The sequence below is a fragment of the Pseudomonas nicosulfuronedens genome (assembly GCF_005877905.1).
GTDB classification, from domain to species: Bacteria; Pseudomonadota; Gammaproteobacteria; order Pseudomonadales; family Pseudomonadaceae; genus Pseudomonas; species Pseudomonas nicosulfuronedens.
The window spans coordinates 317,109-331,511 of record NZ_SWDV01000003.1; the positions used below are offsets into that span (position 1 = coordinate 317,109).

Below are 14,403 nucleotides of genomic sequence, written 5' to 3' on the forward strand. Positions count from 1 at the left end.
TTCAGGGGTGTCGATGCTGATTGTCCCGATGCTCCTGGCAGTAGCGGTGTTTTCCTGGTTGCTGACTGGATGGGTGCGTCGCTACGCGCTGGCGCGCAGCATAATGGATATTCCCAACGCTCGAAGTTCTCACCGGATTCCTACGCCGCGTGGCGGCGGCGTTGCCATCGTGCTGGGTTTCCTGGGCTGCCTGCCTTTGGCCGGTGCCCTTGGTGCTGTGGATGGGAACAGCCTCTTGGCCCTGTTGCCAGCCGGCGCTCTGGTTGCGGTCATTGGTTTCCTCGACGATCACCGTCATATTCCGGCGCGCTGGCGGCTGCTGGGGCATTTTGTTGCTGCGCTCTGGTTGCTCGCCTGGCTGGGTGGGGCGCCTGCGCTGGCTATGCCTTGGGGCACGCTCGACCTGGGATTGGCCGGCGATCTGTTGGCAGTTGTGTTCCTGGTCTGGCTGCTGAACCTGTACAACTTCATGGACGGCATCGACGGGATCGCCGGTCTGGAAGCCATCAGTGTCTGCCTGGGCGGGGCCCTCTGCGGGTGGTTCGTCGGAGAGTGGCAACTGGTATGGTTACCCTTGATCCTGGGCATGGCGGCGGCGGGGTTCCTGGTCTGGAATTTCCCACCGGCGCGAATTTTCATGGGGGACGCGGGCAGCGGTTTCCTTGGGTTGATTCTCGGAGGATTGGCGCTGCAGGCGGGGACGGTTTCCGCGCCGCTGATCTGGAGTTGGCTGATTCTGCTCGGCGTGTTCGTGGTGGATGCCACCTTCACACTGATCCACCGTCTGATGCGCGGCGAACGCGTCTACGAGGCGCATCGCAGCCATGCCTACCAGCGTGCTTCGCGCCGTTACGGCAGCCATTTGCGGGTGTCGCTGGCGGTGGCTGCCATCAATGTGCTTTGGCTCATGCCGTTGGCGTTGCTGGTGGCACTGGGGCATGTTTCGGGTTTGCTGGCACTGATTGTCGCCTATGCTCCCATAGTGCTTGTCGTAGCTCATCTGGGTGCAGGTCGTCCGGATGAACAGGATGTGAGCTGAACTCCGCCGGATTTGGTGGTCAATGTAGCGGGCGAGAACTTTCCTCCGCTCGGGATTAAGGACAAGCGCTGATGCTCCGAGAACGCCTGCTGAGGCTTCCGAGACGACATAAACGGCTACTGCAGGTCACCACCGATATCCTGCTGGTGTGGTTCGCGCTGTGGCTGGCGTTCATCGTGCGGCTGGGAACCGACGATCTGGAGTACCCGCTCCGGGTCCATGGTTGGTTGTTCGTGGCCGCGCCAGTGGTTGCTATCCCGCTGTTCATCCGTTTCGGCATGTACAGGGCGGTAATGCGCTACCTGGGCAATGACGCGCTGATCGCGATCTGGAAAGCGGTGACCATCTCCGCGTTGTTGCTGTCGCTGGTGGTCTACTGGAATCGCTCGGTGACCGAGATGGTTCCGCGCTCTCTGGTGCTGAACTACTGGTGGTTGAGCCTGCTGATGATCGGCGGCTTGCGCCTGGCCATGCGTCAGTACTTCATGGGCGACTGGTACAGCACGGTCCAGGCTGTGCCCTTCCTCAAGCAGCAGGATGGCTTGCCCAAGGTGGCGGTCTATGGCGCCGGCTCTGCCGGCAATCAGCTGGTGGCCGCGTTGCGCCTGGGCCGCGCCATGCGCCCGGTGGCCTTCATCGATGACGATGACGAAATTGCCAACCGCGTCATTGCTGGCCTTCGCGTCTTCAAGCCCAAGCATATCCAGCAGATGATCGACGAGACCGGCGTGCAGGAAGTGCTGCTGGCAATCCCTTCTGCGACCCGCGCCCGTCGCCGTGAAATCCTCGGTCTGCTCGAGCCGTATCCGGTTCACGTACGAAGCGTTCCGGGGTTTATCGAGTTGGCTAACGGCCGCGTACGAGTGGACGACATCCAGGAAGTGGACATTGCCGACCTGCTCGGGCGTGACCCGGTCGAGCCGCGCAAGGAACTGTTCGAACACTGCATCCGTGGCGAAGTTGTCATGGTCACCGGCGCTGGTGGCTCCATCGGGTCGGAACTCTGCCGCCAGATCCTTGGTTCATCGCCCACCGTGCTGGTGCTGTTCGAGCACAGCGAATACAACCTCTATCGCGTGCACCAGGAGCTGGAGAACCGCATCAAGCGCGAGTCCCTCGCGGTGCAGCTGGTGCCGATCCTCGGCTCCGTACGCAGTGCCGAGCGCTTGCTGGACGTCATGCGCACCTGGAAGGTCGCCACGGTCTATCACGCTGCGGCCTACAAGCACGTGCCCATCGTCGAGCACAACATCTCCGAAGGGGTGCTGAACAATGTGATGGGCACCTTGCATACCGCCCAGGTGGCGGTGCGGGCAGGGGTCGAGCACTTCGTGTTGATCTCCACTGACAAGGCAGTGCGTCCGACCAATGTCATGGGCAGTACCAAGCGCCTGGCGGAGATGATCCTGCAGGCCCTGAGTCAGGAGTCCGCCCCGGTGCTGTTCGGCGACAAGTCCGGCGTGCACCAGGTCAACAAGACCCGTTTCACCATGGTTCGTTTCGGCAACGTGCTGGGCTCGTCCGGTTCGGTCATTCCTCTGTTCCGCGAGCAGATCAAGCGCGGCGGGCCAGTCACCGTGACCCACCCGGGCATCACCCGCTACTTCATGACCATCCCCGAGGCGGCGCAGTTGGTGATCCAGGCTGGCTCCATGGGGCGCGGCGGCGACGTCTTCGTGCTGGATATGGGGCAGCCGGTGAAAATCCTCGAGCTGGCCGAGCGGATGATCCACCTGTCGGGGCTGAGCGTGCGCTCGGAGCATACACCCCATGGCGATATTTCCATCGAGTTCAGCGGCCTGCGGCCCGGCGAGAAGCTCTACGAGGAGCTGCTGATCGGCGACAACGTCAGCGCCACCGAGCATCCGATGATCATGAAAGCCAATGAAGAACTGATGCACTGGGAAGGCTTCAAGCTGGTGCTGGCGGATCTGCTCAAGGCCGTGGATCAGGGCAACTACGCACGGGTGCGGCAGCTGCTGCGGGAAACCGTCAGCGGCTATTGCCCCGAAGGCGAGATCGTCGACCTGATCCACCAGCAGCGGCGGATGGAGCCCTGATCCTGGGTTCTACCTAGCAGATGCGGTGATCGCCGTGTCTGCGAGCATCGTCAGTACTTTCCTGGCGATCTGTCGGCGGCGCCGGAAACTGCTGCCGACTCTCTAAACCAAGGTTTTTACGCGTGTTCCTGGCGATATGTTTCTTGGGCGGCGCCGTTGCGCCCGCCTAGAAGCCTCTTATTTCCAGGGAATGCCCCATGAAGAAGAACCTGCTCTCCATCGCTAGCCTGATCCTGTTCGCCAGCCTCTCTTTTGGCGGTGTCGCCCAGGCAGCCACCAGCACTCAGCCTGCCGCCAAGCCGGCGGTCGAAGCACCAGCGCCGGCTGCCAAGGCGCCTGTCTCTCAGGTCGAGGCGGTGAATATCAACACGGCATCCGTCGAAGAATTGCAGAAGTCCCTGAAGGGCATCGGCAAGGTCAAGGCCCAGGCCATTGTTGACTACCGGACCAGCAATGGGCCATTTACCACGGTTGATCAGTTGCTGGAAGTGAAGGGGATCGGCAAGGGCACCCTGGACAAGAACCGGGACAGGATTTCGCTCTGAGCCTTTGCCTGTCGAAATGAAAAAGCCGGTCTGTGATCGGCTTTTTCATTGGAGAGCATTTCTCCGGCCCAATAAAAAAGCCCCCGGCATGTGCCGAGGGCTTTGAATTTTGGCTCCGCGACCTGGACTCGACGGCGTCAGCCGAACGCGCTTCAGCGCGGCCCCGAAGGGGGAATCACCTGGGACGCAGTCCCTGGAGAGAGTCCAGCGCCCAATAAAAAAGCCCCCGGCATGTGCCGAGGGCTTTGAATTTTGGCTCCGCGACCTGGACTCGAACCAGGGACCCAATGATTAACAGTCATTTGCTCTACCGACTGAGCTATCGCGGAACAACGGTGCGTATCTTACTGATTAAAAAGGGGAAGTCAACATCGTGCCGATGACTTCCCCTGATTTTTTTACAGCACCTGGACGATGGCGCGGGTGACGGTGTCCAGGTTGCCGTTGTTCAGCGCGGCGACGCAGATTCGGCCAGTGCCGACGGCGTAGATGCCGAACTCGTTCTTCAGGCGCTCAACCTGCTCGGCGGTCAGGCCGGAGTAGGAGAACATGCCGCGCTGCTGGGCAACGAAGCTGAAGTCGCGCTTGGCGCCCAGGGCGGCCAGTTGCTCGACCATCGCTACGCGCATGGCGCGGATGCGGGTGCGCATTTCGCCCAGCTCTTCTTCCCAGACCGCACGCAGTTCCGGGCTGTTCAGCACGGCGGCGACAACGCTGGCGCCGTGGGTCGGCGGGTTGGAGTAGTTGGTACGGATCACGCGCTTGACCTGGGACAGGACGCGGGCGGACTCCTCGCGGCTGTCGGTCACGACCGACAGGGCGCCCACGCGCTCGCCGTACAGCGAGAACGACTTGGAGAACGAGCTGGACACGAAGAAATTCAGGCCCGACTGGGCGAACAGGCGCACGGCGGAAGCGTCTTCGTCGATGCCGTCACCGAAGCCCTGGTAGGCGATGTCGAGGAACGGCACGTGGCCCTTGGCCTTGAGCACGTCCAGGACCTGCTTCCAGTCGTCCATGGTCAGGTCGACGCCGGTCGGGTTGTGGCAGCACGCGTGGAGCACAACGATGGACTGCGAGGGCAGGGCGTTGAGGTCTTCCAGCAGACCGGTACGGTTCACACCGTTGGTAGCGGCGTCGTAGTAACGGTAGTTCTGCACCGGGAAACCGGCGGCTTCGAACAGCGCGCGGTGGTTTTCCCAGCTCGGGTCGCTGATGGCGACGGTGGCGTTGGGCAGCAGGCGCTTGAGGAAGTCGGCACCGGTCTTCAGCGCTCCGGTACCGCCGACGGCCTGGGTGGTGACCACGCGGCCTTCGGCCAGCAGCTCGGAATCAGCGCCGAACAGCAGCTTCTGCACGCCCGAATCGTACGCGGCGATGCCTTCGATCGGCAGGTAGCCGCGCGGTGCGTGGGCCTCGATGCGGGCTTTCTCCGCGGCCTGTACGGCACGCAGCAACGGGAGACGGCCTTCCTCGTTGTAATAAACGCCTACGCCCAGGTTGATCTTGCCCGGGCGGGTATCGGCGTTGAAAGCTTCGTTCAGGCCCAGGATCGGGTCACGGGGGGCCATTTCGACAGCGGAGAACAGACTCATTTTGGCAGCAGCTCTAAGGCGGGAGTGAAGTGCAATTGCAACCCACCCGCACACGGCGCTGGGGGTTGCGTCGACGGGCCGGTATTATATAGGCCTCTACAGCAGGCGGCGAGTTGTCGCGCGTGCTTTTCGACTGGTATGACGCTTTGGCGACCGAAGCGTCACACGCCAAAGCGAGGTTCCCATGTCGATTTTTCAGCTGGATTCGCGATTCGAGCCCGCCGGCGATCAGCCCGAAGCCATCCGACAGATGGTGGAAGGTCTGGAAGCGGGCCTGTCGCACCAGACGCTGTTGGGGGTGACCGGCTCCGGCAAGACCTTCAGCATCGCCAACGTCATTTCCCAGGTGCAGCGCCCGACCATGGTGCTGGCGCCGAACAAGACGCTGGCCGCGCAGCTCTACGGCGAGTTCAAGACCTTCTTCCCGAACAACGCCGTCGAGTACTTCGTCTCCTACTACGACTACTACCAGCCCGAGGCCTACGTACCGTCCTCGGACACCTATATCGAGAAGGACTCCTCGATCAACGACCACATCGAGCAGATGCGGTTGTCGGCGACCAAGGCGCTGCTGGAGCGCAAGGACGCCATCATCGTCTGCACCGTGTCGTCGATCTACGGCCTGGGCGACCCGGCGTCGTACCTGAAGATGGTCCTGCACCTGGACCGCGGCGACAAGATGGACCAGCGCGAGCTGCTGCGCCGCCTGACCAGCCTGCAGTACACCCGCAACGACATGGACTTCGCCCGTGCGACCTTCCGCGTGCGCGGCGATGTCATCGATGTCTTCCCGGCGGAATCGGACCTGGAGGCCATCCGTATCGAGCTGTTCGATGACGAAGTGGAGAACATCGCCGCCTTCGATCCGCTGACCGGCGAGGTGCTCACCAAGCTGCCGCGCTTCACCTTCTACCCCAAGAGCCACTATGTCACCCCGCGGGAGACGCTTCTGGAGGCGGTGGAGCACATCAAGGCCGAACTCAAGCAGCGCCTGGACTACCTGCGCAGCAACAACAAGCTGGTGGAAGCCCAGCGCCTGGAGCAGCGGACCCGTTTCGACCTGGAGATGATTCTCGAGCTGGGCTACTGCAACGGCATCGAGAACTACTCGCGCTACCTCTCCGGGCGCGGTCCCGGCGAGCCGCCGCCGACGCTCTACGACTACCTGCCGGACAACGCCCTGCTGGTGATCGACGAATCCCACGTCAGCGTTCCCCAGGTCGGGGCCATGTACAAGGGCGACCGCTCGCGCAAGGAAACCCTGGTCGAATATGGTTTCCGCCTGCCCTCGGCGCTGGACAACCGTCCGCTGCGCTTCGAGGAGTGGGAGGCGATCAGCCCGCAGACCATCTTCGTCTCGGCAACTCCCGGCCCCTATGAGGACCAGCATGCTGGTCGGGTCGTCGAACAGGTCGTGCGCCCCACCGGCCTGGTCGACCCGGAGGTGGAAATTCGCCCGGCGACCACCCAGGTAGATGATCTGTTATCGGAAATCGGCAAGCGCGTGGCGCTGGATCAGCGCGTGCTGGTGACCACTCTGACCAAGCGAATGGCCGAGGACCTCACTGACTACCTGGGCGATCACGACGTGCGCGTGCGCTACCTGCACTCGGACATCGACACCGTGGAACGGGTGGAAATCATCCGTGACTTGCGCCTGGGCAAGTTCGACGTGCTGGTGGGCATCAACCTGCTGCGCGAGGGCCTGGACATGCCCGAGGTGGCACTGGTGGCGATCCTCGATGCAGACAAGGAGGGCTTCCTGCGTTCCGAGCGCTCGCTGATCCAGACGATCGGCCGCGCCGCCCGGAACCTGCACGGCAAGGCGATCCTCTATGCCGACAACATCACCGGCTCGATGCAGCGGGCAATCAACGAGACCGAGCGCCGTCGCACCAAGCAGCTGGAGTTCAACGCCAAGCACGGCATCGTGCCCAAGGGTGTGAAGAAGGACATCAAGGACATCCTCGAAGGCGCCGTGGTGCCGGGTGCCAAGGGCAAGCGCCGGAGCCTGGCGAAAGTGGCGGAGGAGAGCGGTCGCTACGAGAACGAGCTGCGCACGCCGGAGGAAGTCGGCAAGCGCATCAAGCAATTGGAAGAGCGCATGTACCAACTGGCCCGCGATCTGGAGTTCGAGGCCGCGGCCGGCGTGCGCGACGAAATCGGCAAGTTGCGCGACCGCATGGTATCGATGGGCTGAACACAGGACGAGCCGGCTTTGGCTGGCTTTTCGTAGGAGCGAGCTTGCTCGCGAATATCACAGCACCCTGATGTAGCGGTGTGATGCGGGGTTCGCGAGCAAGCTCGCTCCTACAAGGGTTAGTTCGGCGTGGGGCGGTTAGTGCGCTCCGGCCCCCGCTCCAGCGCCCATGCCTGCCGGCAGCGGGCGGGTTAGCAGCACTGCCACCATGCTCACCGCCAGCACGATACCGATGGCGTGGAAGGCGTCGTTGTAGGCCATGATCGCCGCCTGCTGGTGGACGATCTCGCTGATCTTGCCCAGGGCCGCCTGCTGCGTGCCCAGCTGCGAGGTCAGCTGCGCCAGCCGTTCGTCCACCGCGCCGTTCACCGGCACCACCGCTTCGCGCAGATAGTCGTAATAGACCTTGGCGCGGCTATCCAGCAGGGTCGCCAGCAGCGCGATACCAATGGCGCCGCCCAGGTTGCGCAGGATGTTGAACAGGCTGGAAGCGGACCCCGCATCCTGTGGCTGTAGGTAGACGGTGGCGATCAACGAGATGGTGACCATCACCATTGGCTGGCCGAGGGCGCGCAACAGCTGGATCTGGTTGAACTGCGGGCCGGCGAAGTCCGGGTTCAGCACACCGGAGAAGAAGCTCGCCATACCGAACAGGCCGAATCCGACGGCGCAGAGCAGGCGCGGCTCGATGATCTTCATCAGCTTGGGGATCAATGGGATAAGGAACAGCTGCGGCACACCCATCCACATGATCACCTCGCCGATCTGCATGGCGTTGTAACCCTGGATCTGCGCGAGATACAGCGGTAGCACATAGATCGACCCGTACAGCCCCATGCCCAGGCCGATGCTGGATATGCTCGACAGGCCGAAATTGCGGTTGCGCAGAATCCCCAAGTTGATCAGCGGGTTCGGCCGCGAGGTCTGCAGGATCACGAAGAGGATCAGGCTGACCAGGGCGATGCTGCCCAGGCTGACGATCAGGCTCGATTCCAGCCAGTCCTTGCGATGGCCTTCTTCCAGGAACACTTGCAGGCAACCCAGGCCGATGGCCATGGTGATGATGCCGGCGTAGTCGGTGCTTTTCAGCAGTTCCCAGTGCGCCGGCTTCTTCTCCAGGCCGTAGAGCAGGCCGGCGATCATCAGCAGGCCCGGCGGGATGTTGATGTAGAAGATGTATTCCCAGCCGAAATTTTCCGTCAGCCAGCCGCCCAGGGTAGGGCCGATGGAAGGGGCGAAGGTCGCGGTGATGGCGAACAGCGCCATGCCTTTGGGGCGATGGTGCTCCGGCAGCTTGATCAGCGCCAGGGTGAAGGCCAGCGGGATCAGCGCGCCGCCGGTGAAGCCCTGCATGGCGCGGAACACGATCATGCTCTCCAGGTTCCAGGCGAACGAGCAGAGCAGGGAAGAGAACAGGAAGCCGACCGAGATCATCCAGGCCAGCCGGCGCGCCGAGAGCAGCTGCACCAGCCAGGCGGTAAGCGGGATCATGATGATCTCGGCCACCAGGTAGGACGTGGAGATCCACGAGCCTTCTTCCAGGGTCGCGGCCAGCGCGCCCTGGATGTCTTTCAGCGAAGAGTTGGTGATCTGGATGTCGAGCACCGCCATGAACGCGCCGAGCATGGCGCTGAACACGGCGATCCAGTCGCGGCGGGTCGGTTCTCCGGCCGGCCGCACCAGGGCATCAGCGGACACGCAGCTCGACCTCGGCCTCGACGGACATGCCCGGGCGGATCAGGCCCTTGAGCGGGTTGTCGTCGGCGAAGGTGATCTTGACCGGAATGCGCTGCACGACCTTGGTGAAGTTACCGGTGGCGTTGTCCGGCGGCAGCAGGCTGAATTGCGCGCCGGAGGCGGCGAACAGGCTCTGTACCTGGCCGTCGATGGGCTGGTCGGGGAAGGAGTCGAACACCAGCTTGGCGGTTTGACCCGGGCGCATCTTGCCGATCTGGGTTTCCTTGAAGTTGGCCTGGATCCAGATGCCGTCATCCGGCACCAGCGAAAGCAGCTGGCTGCCGACCTGCACATACTGGCCGACGCGGGCGCCGCGCTGGCCTACCAGGCCGCTGACCGGCGCGTGGATTTCGGTGCGGGCGAGGTTGATCTCGGCCTGGGTGATGTCAGCGCGGGCGCTTTCGATCTGTGCCTGCAGGCGCTGCACGTCGGTGCCCAGGGTTTCACGCTGCACGCGCTGGGCCTGCAGGTCGGCCTGGGCCTTGGCCACCTGGGAGCGGGCGACGTTGGAGTCGGCGGCCAGGGTGGTCACGCGTTCTTCCGAGACGTAGCCGGGCTTGCGCAGCGCCTGGGCACGGCCGAGGTCGACCTCGGTGCGACCGAGGGTGGCCTGGCTGGCATTCACGTCGGCCGCGCTGGCCGCGATCATGCTGGTCTGGCCCTTGAGCTTGCTGCGCGCCTGCTCCAGTTCCGCCTCGCGGGTGGCCAGGGTGGCCTTGGCGCGGTCCAGCGCGAGCTGGAAGTCGGCGGCCTCGAGCTTCACCAGCAACTGGCCTTTCTCGACGTGCTGGTTGTCCTGTACCAGCACCTCTTCGACGCGGGCGCCGAGTTGGCTGGCGATGCGGGTGATCTCACCCTGCACGTAGGCATTGTCGGTGGTCTCGACGAAGCGGCCGATGAAGTACCAGCGCGCCAGGAAGGCGAGGGCGACGACGGCAAGGATGACGAAGAACACGGACAGGCGGCGTTTTAATTGTGCGGGCATAGGTAAACGAGCGTTTGGTTGGCCAAAAAAATGTTTGCCAATGTAACAGTGTTCCGTGGCGGCACGTAGCCGCTACACTTCGGAAACTTTGTTGCTTATAGGGAACAATCATGGGGCTGGATGATGCGCTGATCTTCACTCGCGTGGTGGAACTGCACAGTTTCACCCAGGCGGCGCAGAGCCTGGGGATGCAGAAGTCCACGGTGAGCCGGCGTATCGCGCTCCTCGAAGAGCGCCTGGGCGTGCGCCTGATCAACCGCACCACCCGCAAGCTGCGCCTGACCGAAGTGGGTCAGGCCTACTACGACCGCTGCCGGCAGATCATGCATGACTTCGCCGAGGCGGAGCAGGCGGTGATGCAGTTGCAGCAGGCGCCTTCGGGATTGTTGCGGATCACTGCGCCCATCGAGTTCGGCCAGATGTACCTGGCCAAGGTGCTGGGCGATTTCATGAACCTTTATCCACAGATCACCGCCGAGGTCGAGCTGACCTCGCGCAACGTCGATCCGCTGGAGGAGGGCGTGGATATCGTCATCATGGTCGGCCAGCCGGAGGACTCGACCCTGATCGCCCGGCGCATGCTGACCACCAACCGTTGCCTGTGCGCCAGCCCGGACTACCTGAAGCTGCACGGTTGGCCAGAAACCGTCGAGGAGCTGGCCGGCCACCGCGCCGTACTGCTGCAGGCCGACTCGCAGCGCTACTGGCCGCTGCGCGGAGAGACCGTGCCGTGCCACCGCGTGCTGTCCTGCAACAACATCACGTTTGCCCGCGAAGCAGTCCTGGCGGGAGCGGGGATCGCCTCGCTGCCAGAGCTGATCGTCGACGAGCAGTTGGCCCGCGGTCGCCTGGTGCGCGTGTTGCCGCAGGTCCAGTTGCCGGTGGGTGAGCTGTACGCCGTGTACCCATCGAGGCGTTTCCAGGCGATGAAAGTGAAGGCCTTCCTCGACTTCCTGATCAACAACCTGCCCATCGATCCCGGTCGTTGGCTGGAGCCGAAGGCGGCCCGCCTGATACCATCGCACCCATGAGCGCGCGCGCCGTCGCGCGCTGTCCGCTTCACACGAAGAATTGCTGCACACGAGAGCCTTCATGACCACAGTCCGCACCCGTATCGCGCCGTCTCCCACCGGCGACCCGCACGTCGGCACCGCGTATATCGCGCTGTTCAACCTCTGCTTCGCCCGCCAGCACGGCGGTCAGTTCATTCTGCGCATCGAGGACACCGATCAGGTGCGCTCGACCCGCGAATCGGAACAGCAGATCTTCGACGCGCTGCGCTGGCTGGGTATCGAGTGGGACGAGGGCCCGGACGTCGGCGGCCCGCACGGCCCGTACCGGCAGAGCGAGCGTGGTGCCATCTATAAGCAGTACAGCGACGAGCTGGTGGACAAGGGTCATGCCTTCCCCTGCTTCTGCTCCTCCGAGCGTCTCGACGCCTTGCGTGCCGAGCAACAGGCGCGCAAGGAAACCCCGCGCTACGACGGCCTTTGCATGCACATCCCGAAAGAGGAGTCGGCCAAGCGTATCGCTGCTGGCGAATCCCATGTCGTGCGCATGAAGGTGCCGACCGAGGGCGTCTGCGTGGTGCCGGACATGCTCCGTGGCGACGTGGAGATCCCGTGGGACCGCATGGACATGCAGGTGCTGATGAAGGCCGACGGCCTCCCCACCTACTTCCTGGCCAACGTGGTCGACGACCACCTGATGGGCATTACTCACGTCCTGCGCGGCGAAGAGTGGCTGCCCTCGGCGCCCAAGCTGATCAAGCTTTACGAGTACTTCGGCTGGGAACAGCCGGTGCTCTGCTACATGCCGCTGCTGCGCAACCCGGACAAGAGCAAGCTGTCCAAGCGCAAGAACCCCACCTCGATCACCTTCTATGAGCGCATGGGCCTGCTGCCCCAGGCGCTGCTGAACTACCTCGGCCGCATGGGCTGGTCCATGCCCGATGAGCGAGAGAAGTTCAGCCTGGCAGAGATGATCGAGCACTTCGACCTGTCCCGTGTCTCGCTGGGTGGCCCGATCTTCGACATCGAGAAACTCTCCTGGCTGAACGGCCAGTGGATTCGCGAGCTGTCCGTCGAGGACTTCGCCAAGGAAGTGCAGAAGTGGGCGCTCAACCCCGAGTACCTGATGAAGATCGCGCCGCACGTACAAGGCCGCGTGGAGAACTTCAGCCAGATCGCTCCGCTGGCTGGCTTCTTCTTCAGTGGCGGCGTGCAACTGGACGCCAAGCTGTTCGAGCACAAGAAGCTCGATGCCACCCAGGTTCGCCAGGTGCTGCAACTGGTGCTGTGGAAGCTCGAAGCGCTGCGCCAGTGGGAAAAGGATCGCATTACCGCGACCATCCAGGCCGTCGCCGAGCATCTTGGCCTCAAGCTGCGTGACGTGATGCCGCTGATGTTCCCAGCCATCACCGGCCAGGCCAGTTCGGTGTCGGTGCTCGACGCCATGGAAATCCTCGGTGCCGACCTGTCGCGCTATCGCCTGCGCCAGGCACTGGAACTGCTGGGCGGTGCGTCGAAGAAAGAAGCCAAGGAATGGGAAAAGATTCGCGACGCTATCGGTAGCTGAGTCTTCCCGCACCGACCCGCCCGGGTCGGTGCTCCATTTCGCTCATACCTGATCGAGGCCGCAATGGACTGCTGGCAGATTCTCCAACTGGAGCCCGATGCTGACGCTTCGGTTATCCGCCGGCAGTACGCGAAACTGCTGCGCCATTGCCGTCCAGACGAAGACCCCGTGGCTTTCCAGCGGCTGCGCGATGCGTACGAATGTGCATTGCAACTGATTGCCGGGGAGGGGCAGGCACAGCCGGAGTTATTGCAGCCTGACCGAGGGAGCATCGACCGGCCGCTGCTGGTGCGCGGTGAGGAGTGGGAGCGAGCGGAGGGGCTGTTGCCCGGGCTGACTCCCGACAATCTTGCACAGCACTACGTCTTGACCGAGCAGTTGGAGTGCCGGGAGTGTTTCGAGCGCCTGGTCCTGCAATATTGCCTGGCGTTACCTGGCGATGCGGGGGCTGAATTGGCGGAGTCGGCGATGGCGGTTTTCGCTGCCGCCATGGCCGGGCCGGCCGCGCATTTGTCTCCGCGATTGCTGGAAGCCCTCGATCGGCCGGTGGCCGAGCTGCAGGTGCGGCGATTCATGGCCGAGCTGCGTGGTGGCGAGCGTCCACTGAATCTTCGTCTACGCCATTATGTGCGGCAGCCATTGCTCTCCAGCCCTGACCGTCGAGCGCTGTTCGACGCCGGATTGATGTACAGCTTGTTCCTCGACCCCTCCATTGATCGGCTGGACCTCCATGAGGTTTTCGCCGAGATGGGCTGGAGTATTCACGGCTGCATTGGTCCGGCTGATCTCTTGTCGGACCCCGCCTGGTGGGGCAGGGACTACGCCAAGGGTGGACACAACAGCAACAGCATCTGGAGTGAGCTGCGCGTCCGCGCGGGGAATCCCCGGGTGAAAGTGCAGCCGCCACAACGGCCGCCGGCCAAATCGTCAGTCGGAAAGATCCTGAGGGCTCTGGGGCATTGTCTCTGGGTGGGCGCTATGCTGGCCCTGCTGGGCTTTCCCTGGCCTGGTGTAGTCTGGATCTGTATAGGTCTGTTCGGTGCGCTGGCGGTCTGATCCTGGCTGGCGATGGTCGGGCGAGTCGGCGGAGACGGTTAAGTGATTGTTCTTGCTTCAAAATTTTTTCACTTCTGATGAAAAATTCTGTTGACAGGGGTTCGCCTCCCCCCTAAGATGCGCCCCGTTCCAGCGACGAACTGAACTGACAGGGCGAAGCGGAACGGTAGATCCAGCGGTACTTTGGGGCTATAGCTCAGCTGGGAGAGCGCTTGCATGGCATGCAAGAGGTCGACGGTTCGATCCCGTCTAGCTCCACCAAATTACCAGTAGGTCTTGCCTGGTCCGGGCAAGGCTGAAATCGAAGGTTTTGCGTCCCCTTCGTCTAGTGGCCTAGGACACCGCCCTTTCACGGCGGTAACAGGGGTTCGAGTCCCCTAGGGGACGCCATTATTCCAGCGACGATGCATTCGCGTCGTCAGCCAGAGTCATCTGGGGCTATAGCTCAGCTGGGAGAGCGCTTGCATGGCATGCAAGAGGTCGTCTGTTCGATGACGTCTAGCTCCACCAAATTACCAGTAGGTCTTGCCTGGTCCGGGCAAGGCTGAAATCGAAGGTTTTGAGTCCCCTTCGTCTAGTGGACTTGGACACCGCCCTTTCACGGCTGTA

The 14,403-nt window shown here is 63.0% G+C and carries 10 protein-coding genes and 4 tRNA genes; 10 read left to right on the forward strand and 4 right to left on the reverse strand.

The window, feature by feature from the left end:
* Positions 1-13: 13 nt before the first annotated feature.
* The 3 genes from FAS41_RS05410 (at position 14) to FAS41_RS05420 (ending at position 3,644) form a co-directional block, all read left to right on the forward strand.
* Entirely contained in the window at positions 14-1,039 is a 1,026-nt protein-coding gene (locus tag FAS41_RS05410; RefSeq protein WP_138520590.1) for an MraY family glycosyltransferase, read from the forward strand.
* A gap of 71 nt (positions 1,040-1,110) precedes the next feature.
* Positions 1,111-3,099, forward strand: a complete 1,989-nt coding sequence (locus tag FAS41_RS05415) for a polysaccharide biosynthesis protein (RefSeq protein ID WP_138520591.1) — start codon at positions 1,111-1,113, stop codon at positions 3,097-3,099.
* A 197-nt stretch (positions 3,100-3,296) separates the two neighbouring features.
* Positions 3,297-3,644, forward strand: a complete 348-nt coding sequence (locus FAS41_RS05420) for a ComEA family DNA-binding protein (RefSeq protein WP_138520592.1) — start codon at positions 3,297-3,299, stop codon at positions 3,642-3,644.
* Positions 3,645-3,897: 253 nt separating this feature from the next.
* Here FAS41_RS05420 and FAS41_RS05425 read toward each other — a convergent pair.
* Both FAS41_RS05425 and FAS41_RS05430 read right to left on the reverse strand, forming a co-directional pair.
* Positions 3,898-3,973 (reverse strand) — tRNA-Asn (locus FAS41_RS05425).
* A 69-nt stretch (positions 3,974-4,042) separates the two neighbouring features.
* The gene (locus tag FAS41_RS05430) at positions 4,043-5,239 is read right to left on the reverse strand and encodes an amino acid aminotransferase (RefSeq protein WP_138520593.1); all 1,197 of its coding nucleotides are present in this window, start codon (positions 5,237-5,239) and stop codon (positions 4,043-4,045) included.
* Positions 5,240-5,423: 184 nt separating this feature from the next.
* Between FAS41_RS05430 and uvrB the strand changes: the two genes are divergently transcribed.
* Positions 5,424-7,439 (forward strand): excinuclease ABC subunit UvrB, encoded by a 2,016-nt coding sequence (gene uvrB, locus FAS41_RS05435; protein ID WP_138520594.1) that lies wholly within the window; start codon positions 5,424-5,426, stop codon positions 7,437-7,439.
* Positions 7,440-7,577: 138 nt separating this feature from the next.
* Here the strand turns inward: uvrB and FAS41_RS05440 are convergent, their stop codons facing one another.
* Both FAS41_RS05440 and FAS41_RS05445 read right to left on the reverse strand, forming a co-directional pair.
* Positions 7,578-9,137 (reverse strand): MDR family MFS transporter, encoded by a 1,560-nt coding sequence (locus tag FAS41_RS05440; protein ID WP_480448346.1) that lies wholly within the window; start codon positions 9,135-9,137, stop codon positions 7,578-7,580.
* Positions 9,127-10,161 (reverse strand): HlyD family secretion protein, encoded by a 1,035-nt coding sequence (locus FAS41_RS05445; protein ID WP_138520595.1) that lies wholly within the window; start codon positions 10,159-10,161, stop codon positions 9,127-9,129. Before FAS41_RS05445 ends, FAS41_RS05440 begins: the two co-directional genes overlap by 11 nt.
* A gap of 110 nt (positions 10,162-10,271) precedes the next feature.
* Here FAS41_RS05445 and FAS41_RS05450 point away from each other — a divergent pair, with 110 nt between their 5' ends.
* The 6 genes from FAS41_RS05450 (at position 10,272) to FAS41_RS05475 (ending at position 14,304) form a co-directional block, all read left to right on the forward strand.
* The gene (locus FAS41_RS05450; protein ID WP_138520596.1) at positions 10,272-11,192 is read left to right on the forward strand and encodes a LysR family transcriptional regulator; all 921 of its coding nucleotides are present in this window, start codon (positions 10,272-10,274) and stop codon (positions 11,190-11,192) included.
* 61 nt (positions 11,193-11,253) lie between these two features.
* Positions 11,254-12,738 (forward strand): glutamate--tRNA ligase, encoded by a 1,485-nt coding sequence (gene gltX, locus FAS41_RS05455; protein ID WP_138520597.1) that lies wholly within the window; start codon positions 11,254-11,256, stop codon positions 12,736-12,738.
* A 63-nt stretch (positions 12,739-12,801) separates the two neighbouring features.
* Positions 12,802-13,794, forward strand: coding sequence for a J domain-containing protein (locus tag FAS41_RS05460; protein ID WP_138520598.1), 993 nt, complete (start codon positions 12,802-12,804; stop codon positions 13,792-13,794).
* A gap of 185 nt (positions 13,795-13,979) precedes the next feature.
* Positions 13,980-14,055: transfer RNA gene (locus FAS41_RS05465), tRNA-Ala, on the forward strand.
* A gap of 53 nt (positions 14,056-14,108) precedes the next feature.
* A tRNA-Glu gene (locus FAS41_RS05470) sits at positions 14,109-14,184 on the forward strand.
* 44 nt (positions 14,185-14,228) lie between these two features.
* Positions 14,229-14,304, forward strand: a tRNA-Ala gene (locus FAS41_RS05475).
* Positions 14,305-14,403 lie beyond the last annotated feature (99 nt).

Excerpts from the sequence above, each read along its gene's own strand:
- FAS41_RS05410 (WP_138520590.1), top strand. The coding sequence starts at position 14 with ATGCTGATTGTCCCGATGCTCCTGGCAGTAGCGGTGTTTTCCTGGTTG.
- FAS41_RS05415 (WP_138520591.1), top strand. The coding sequence starts at position 1,111 with ATGCTCCGAGAACGCCTGCTGAGGCTTCCGAGACGACATAAACGGCTA.
- FAS41_RS05420 (WP_138520592.1), top strand. The coding sequence starts at position 3,297 with ATGAAGAAGAACCTGCTCTCCATCGCTAGCCTGATCCTGTTCGCCAGC.
- FAS41_RS05430 (WP_138520593.1), bottom strand. The coding sequence starts at position 5,239 with ATGAGTCTGTTCTCCGCTGTCGAAATGGCCCCCCGTGACCCGATCCTG.
- uvrB (WP_138520594.1), top strand. The coding sequence starts at position 5,424 with ATGTCGATTTTTCAGCTGGATTCGCGATTCGAGCCCGCCGGCGATCAG.
- FAS41_RS05445 (WP_138520595.1), bottom strand. The coding sequence starts at position 10,161 with ATGCCCGCACAATTAAAACGCCGCCTGTCCGTGTTCTTCGTCATCCTT.
- FAS41_RS05450 (WP_138520596.1), top strand. The coding sequence starts at position 10,272 with ATGGGGCTGGATGATGCGCTGATCTTCACTCGCGTGGTGGAACTGCAC.
- gltX (WP_138520597.1), top strand. The coding sequence starts at position 11,254 with ATGACCACAGTCCGCACCCGTATCGCGCCGTCTCCCACCGGCGACCCG.
- FAS41_RS05460 (WP_138520598.1), top strand. The coding sequence starts at position 12,802 with ATGGACTGCTGGCAGATTCTCCAACTGGAGCCCGATGCTGACGCTTCG.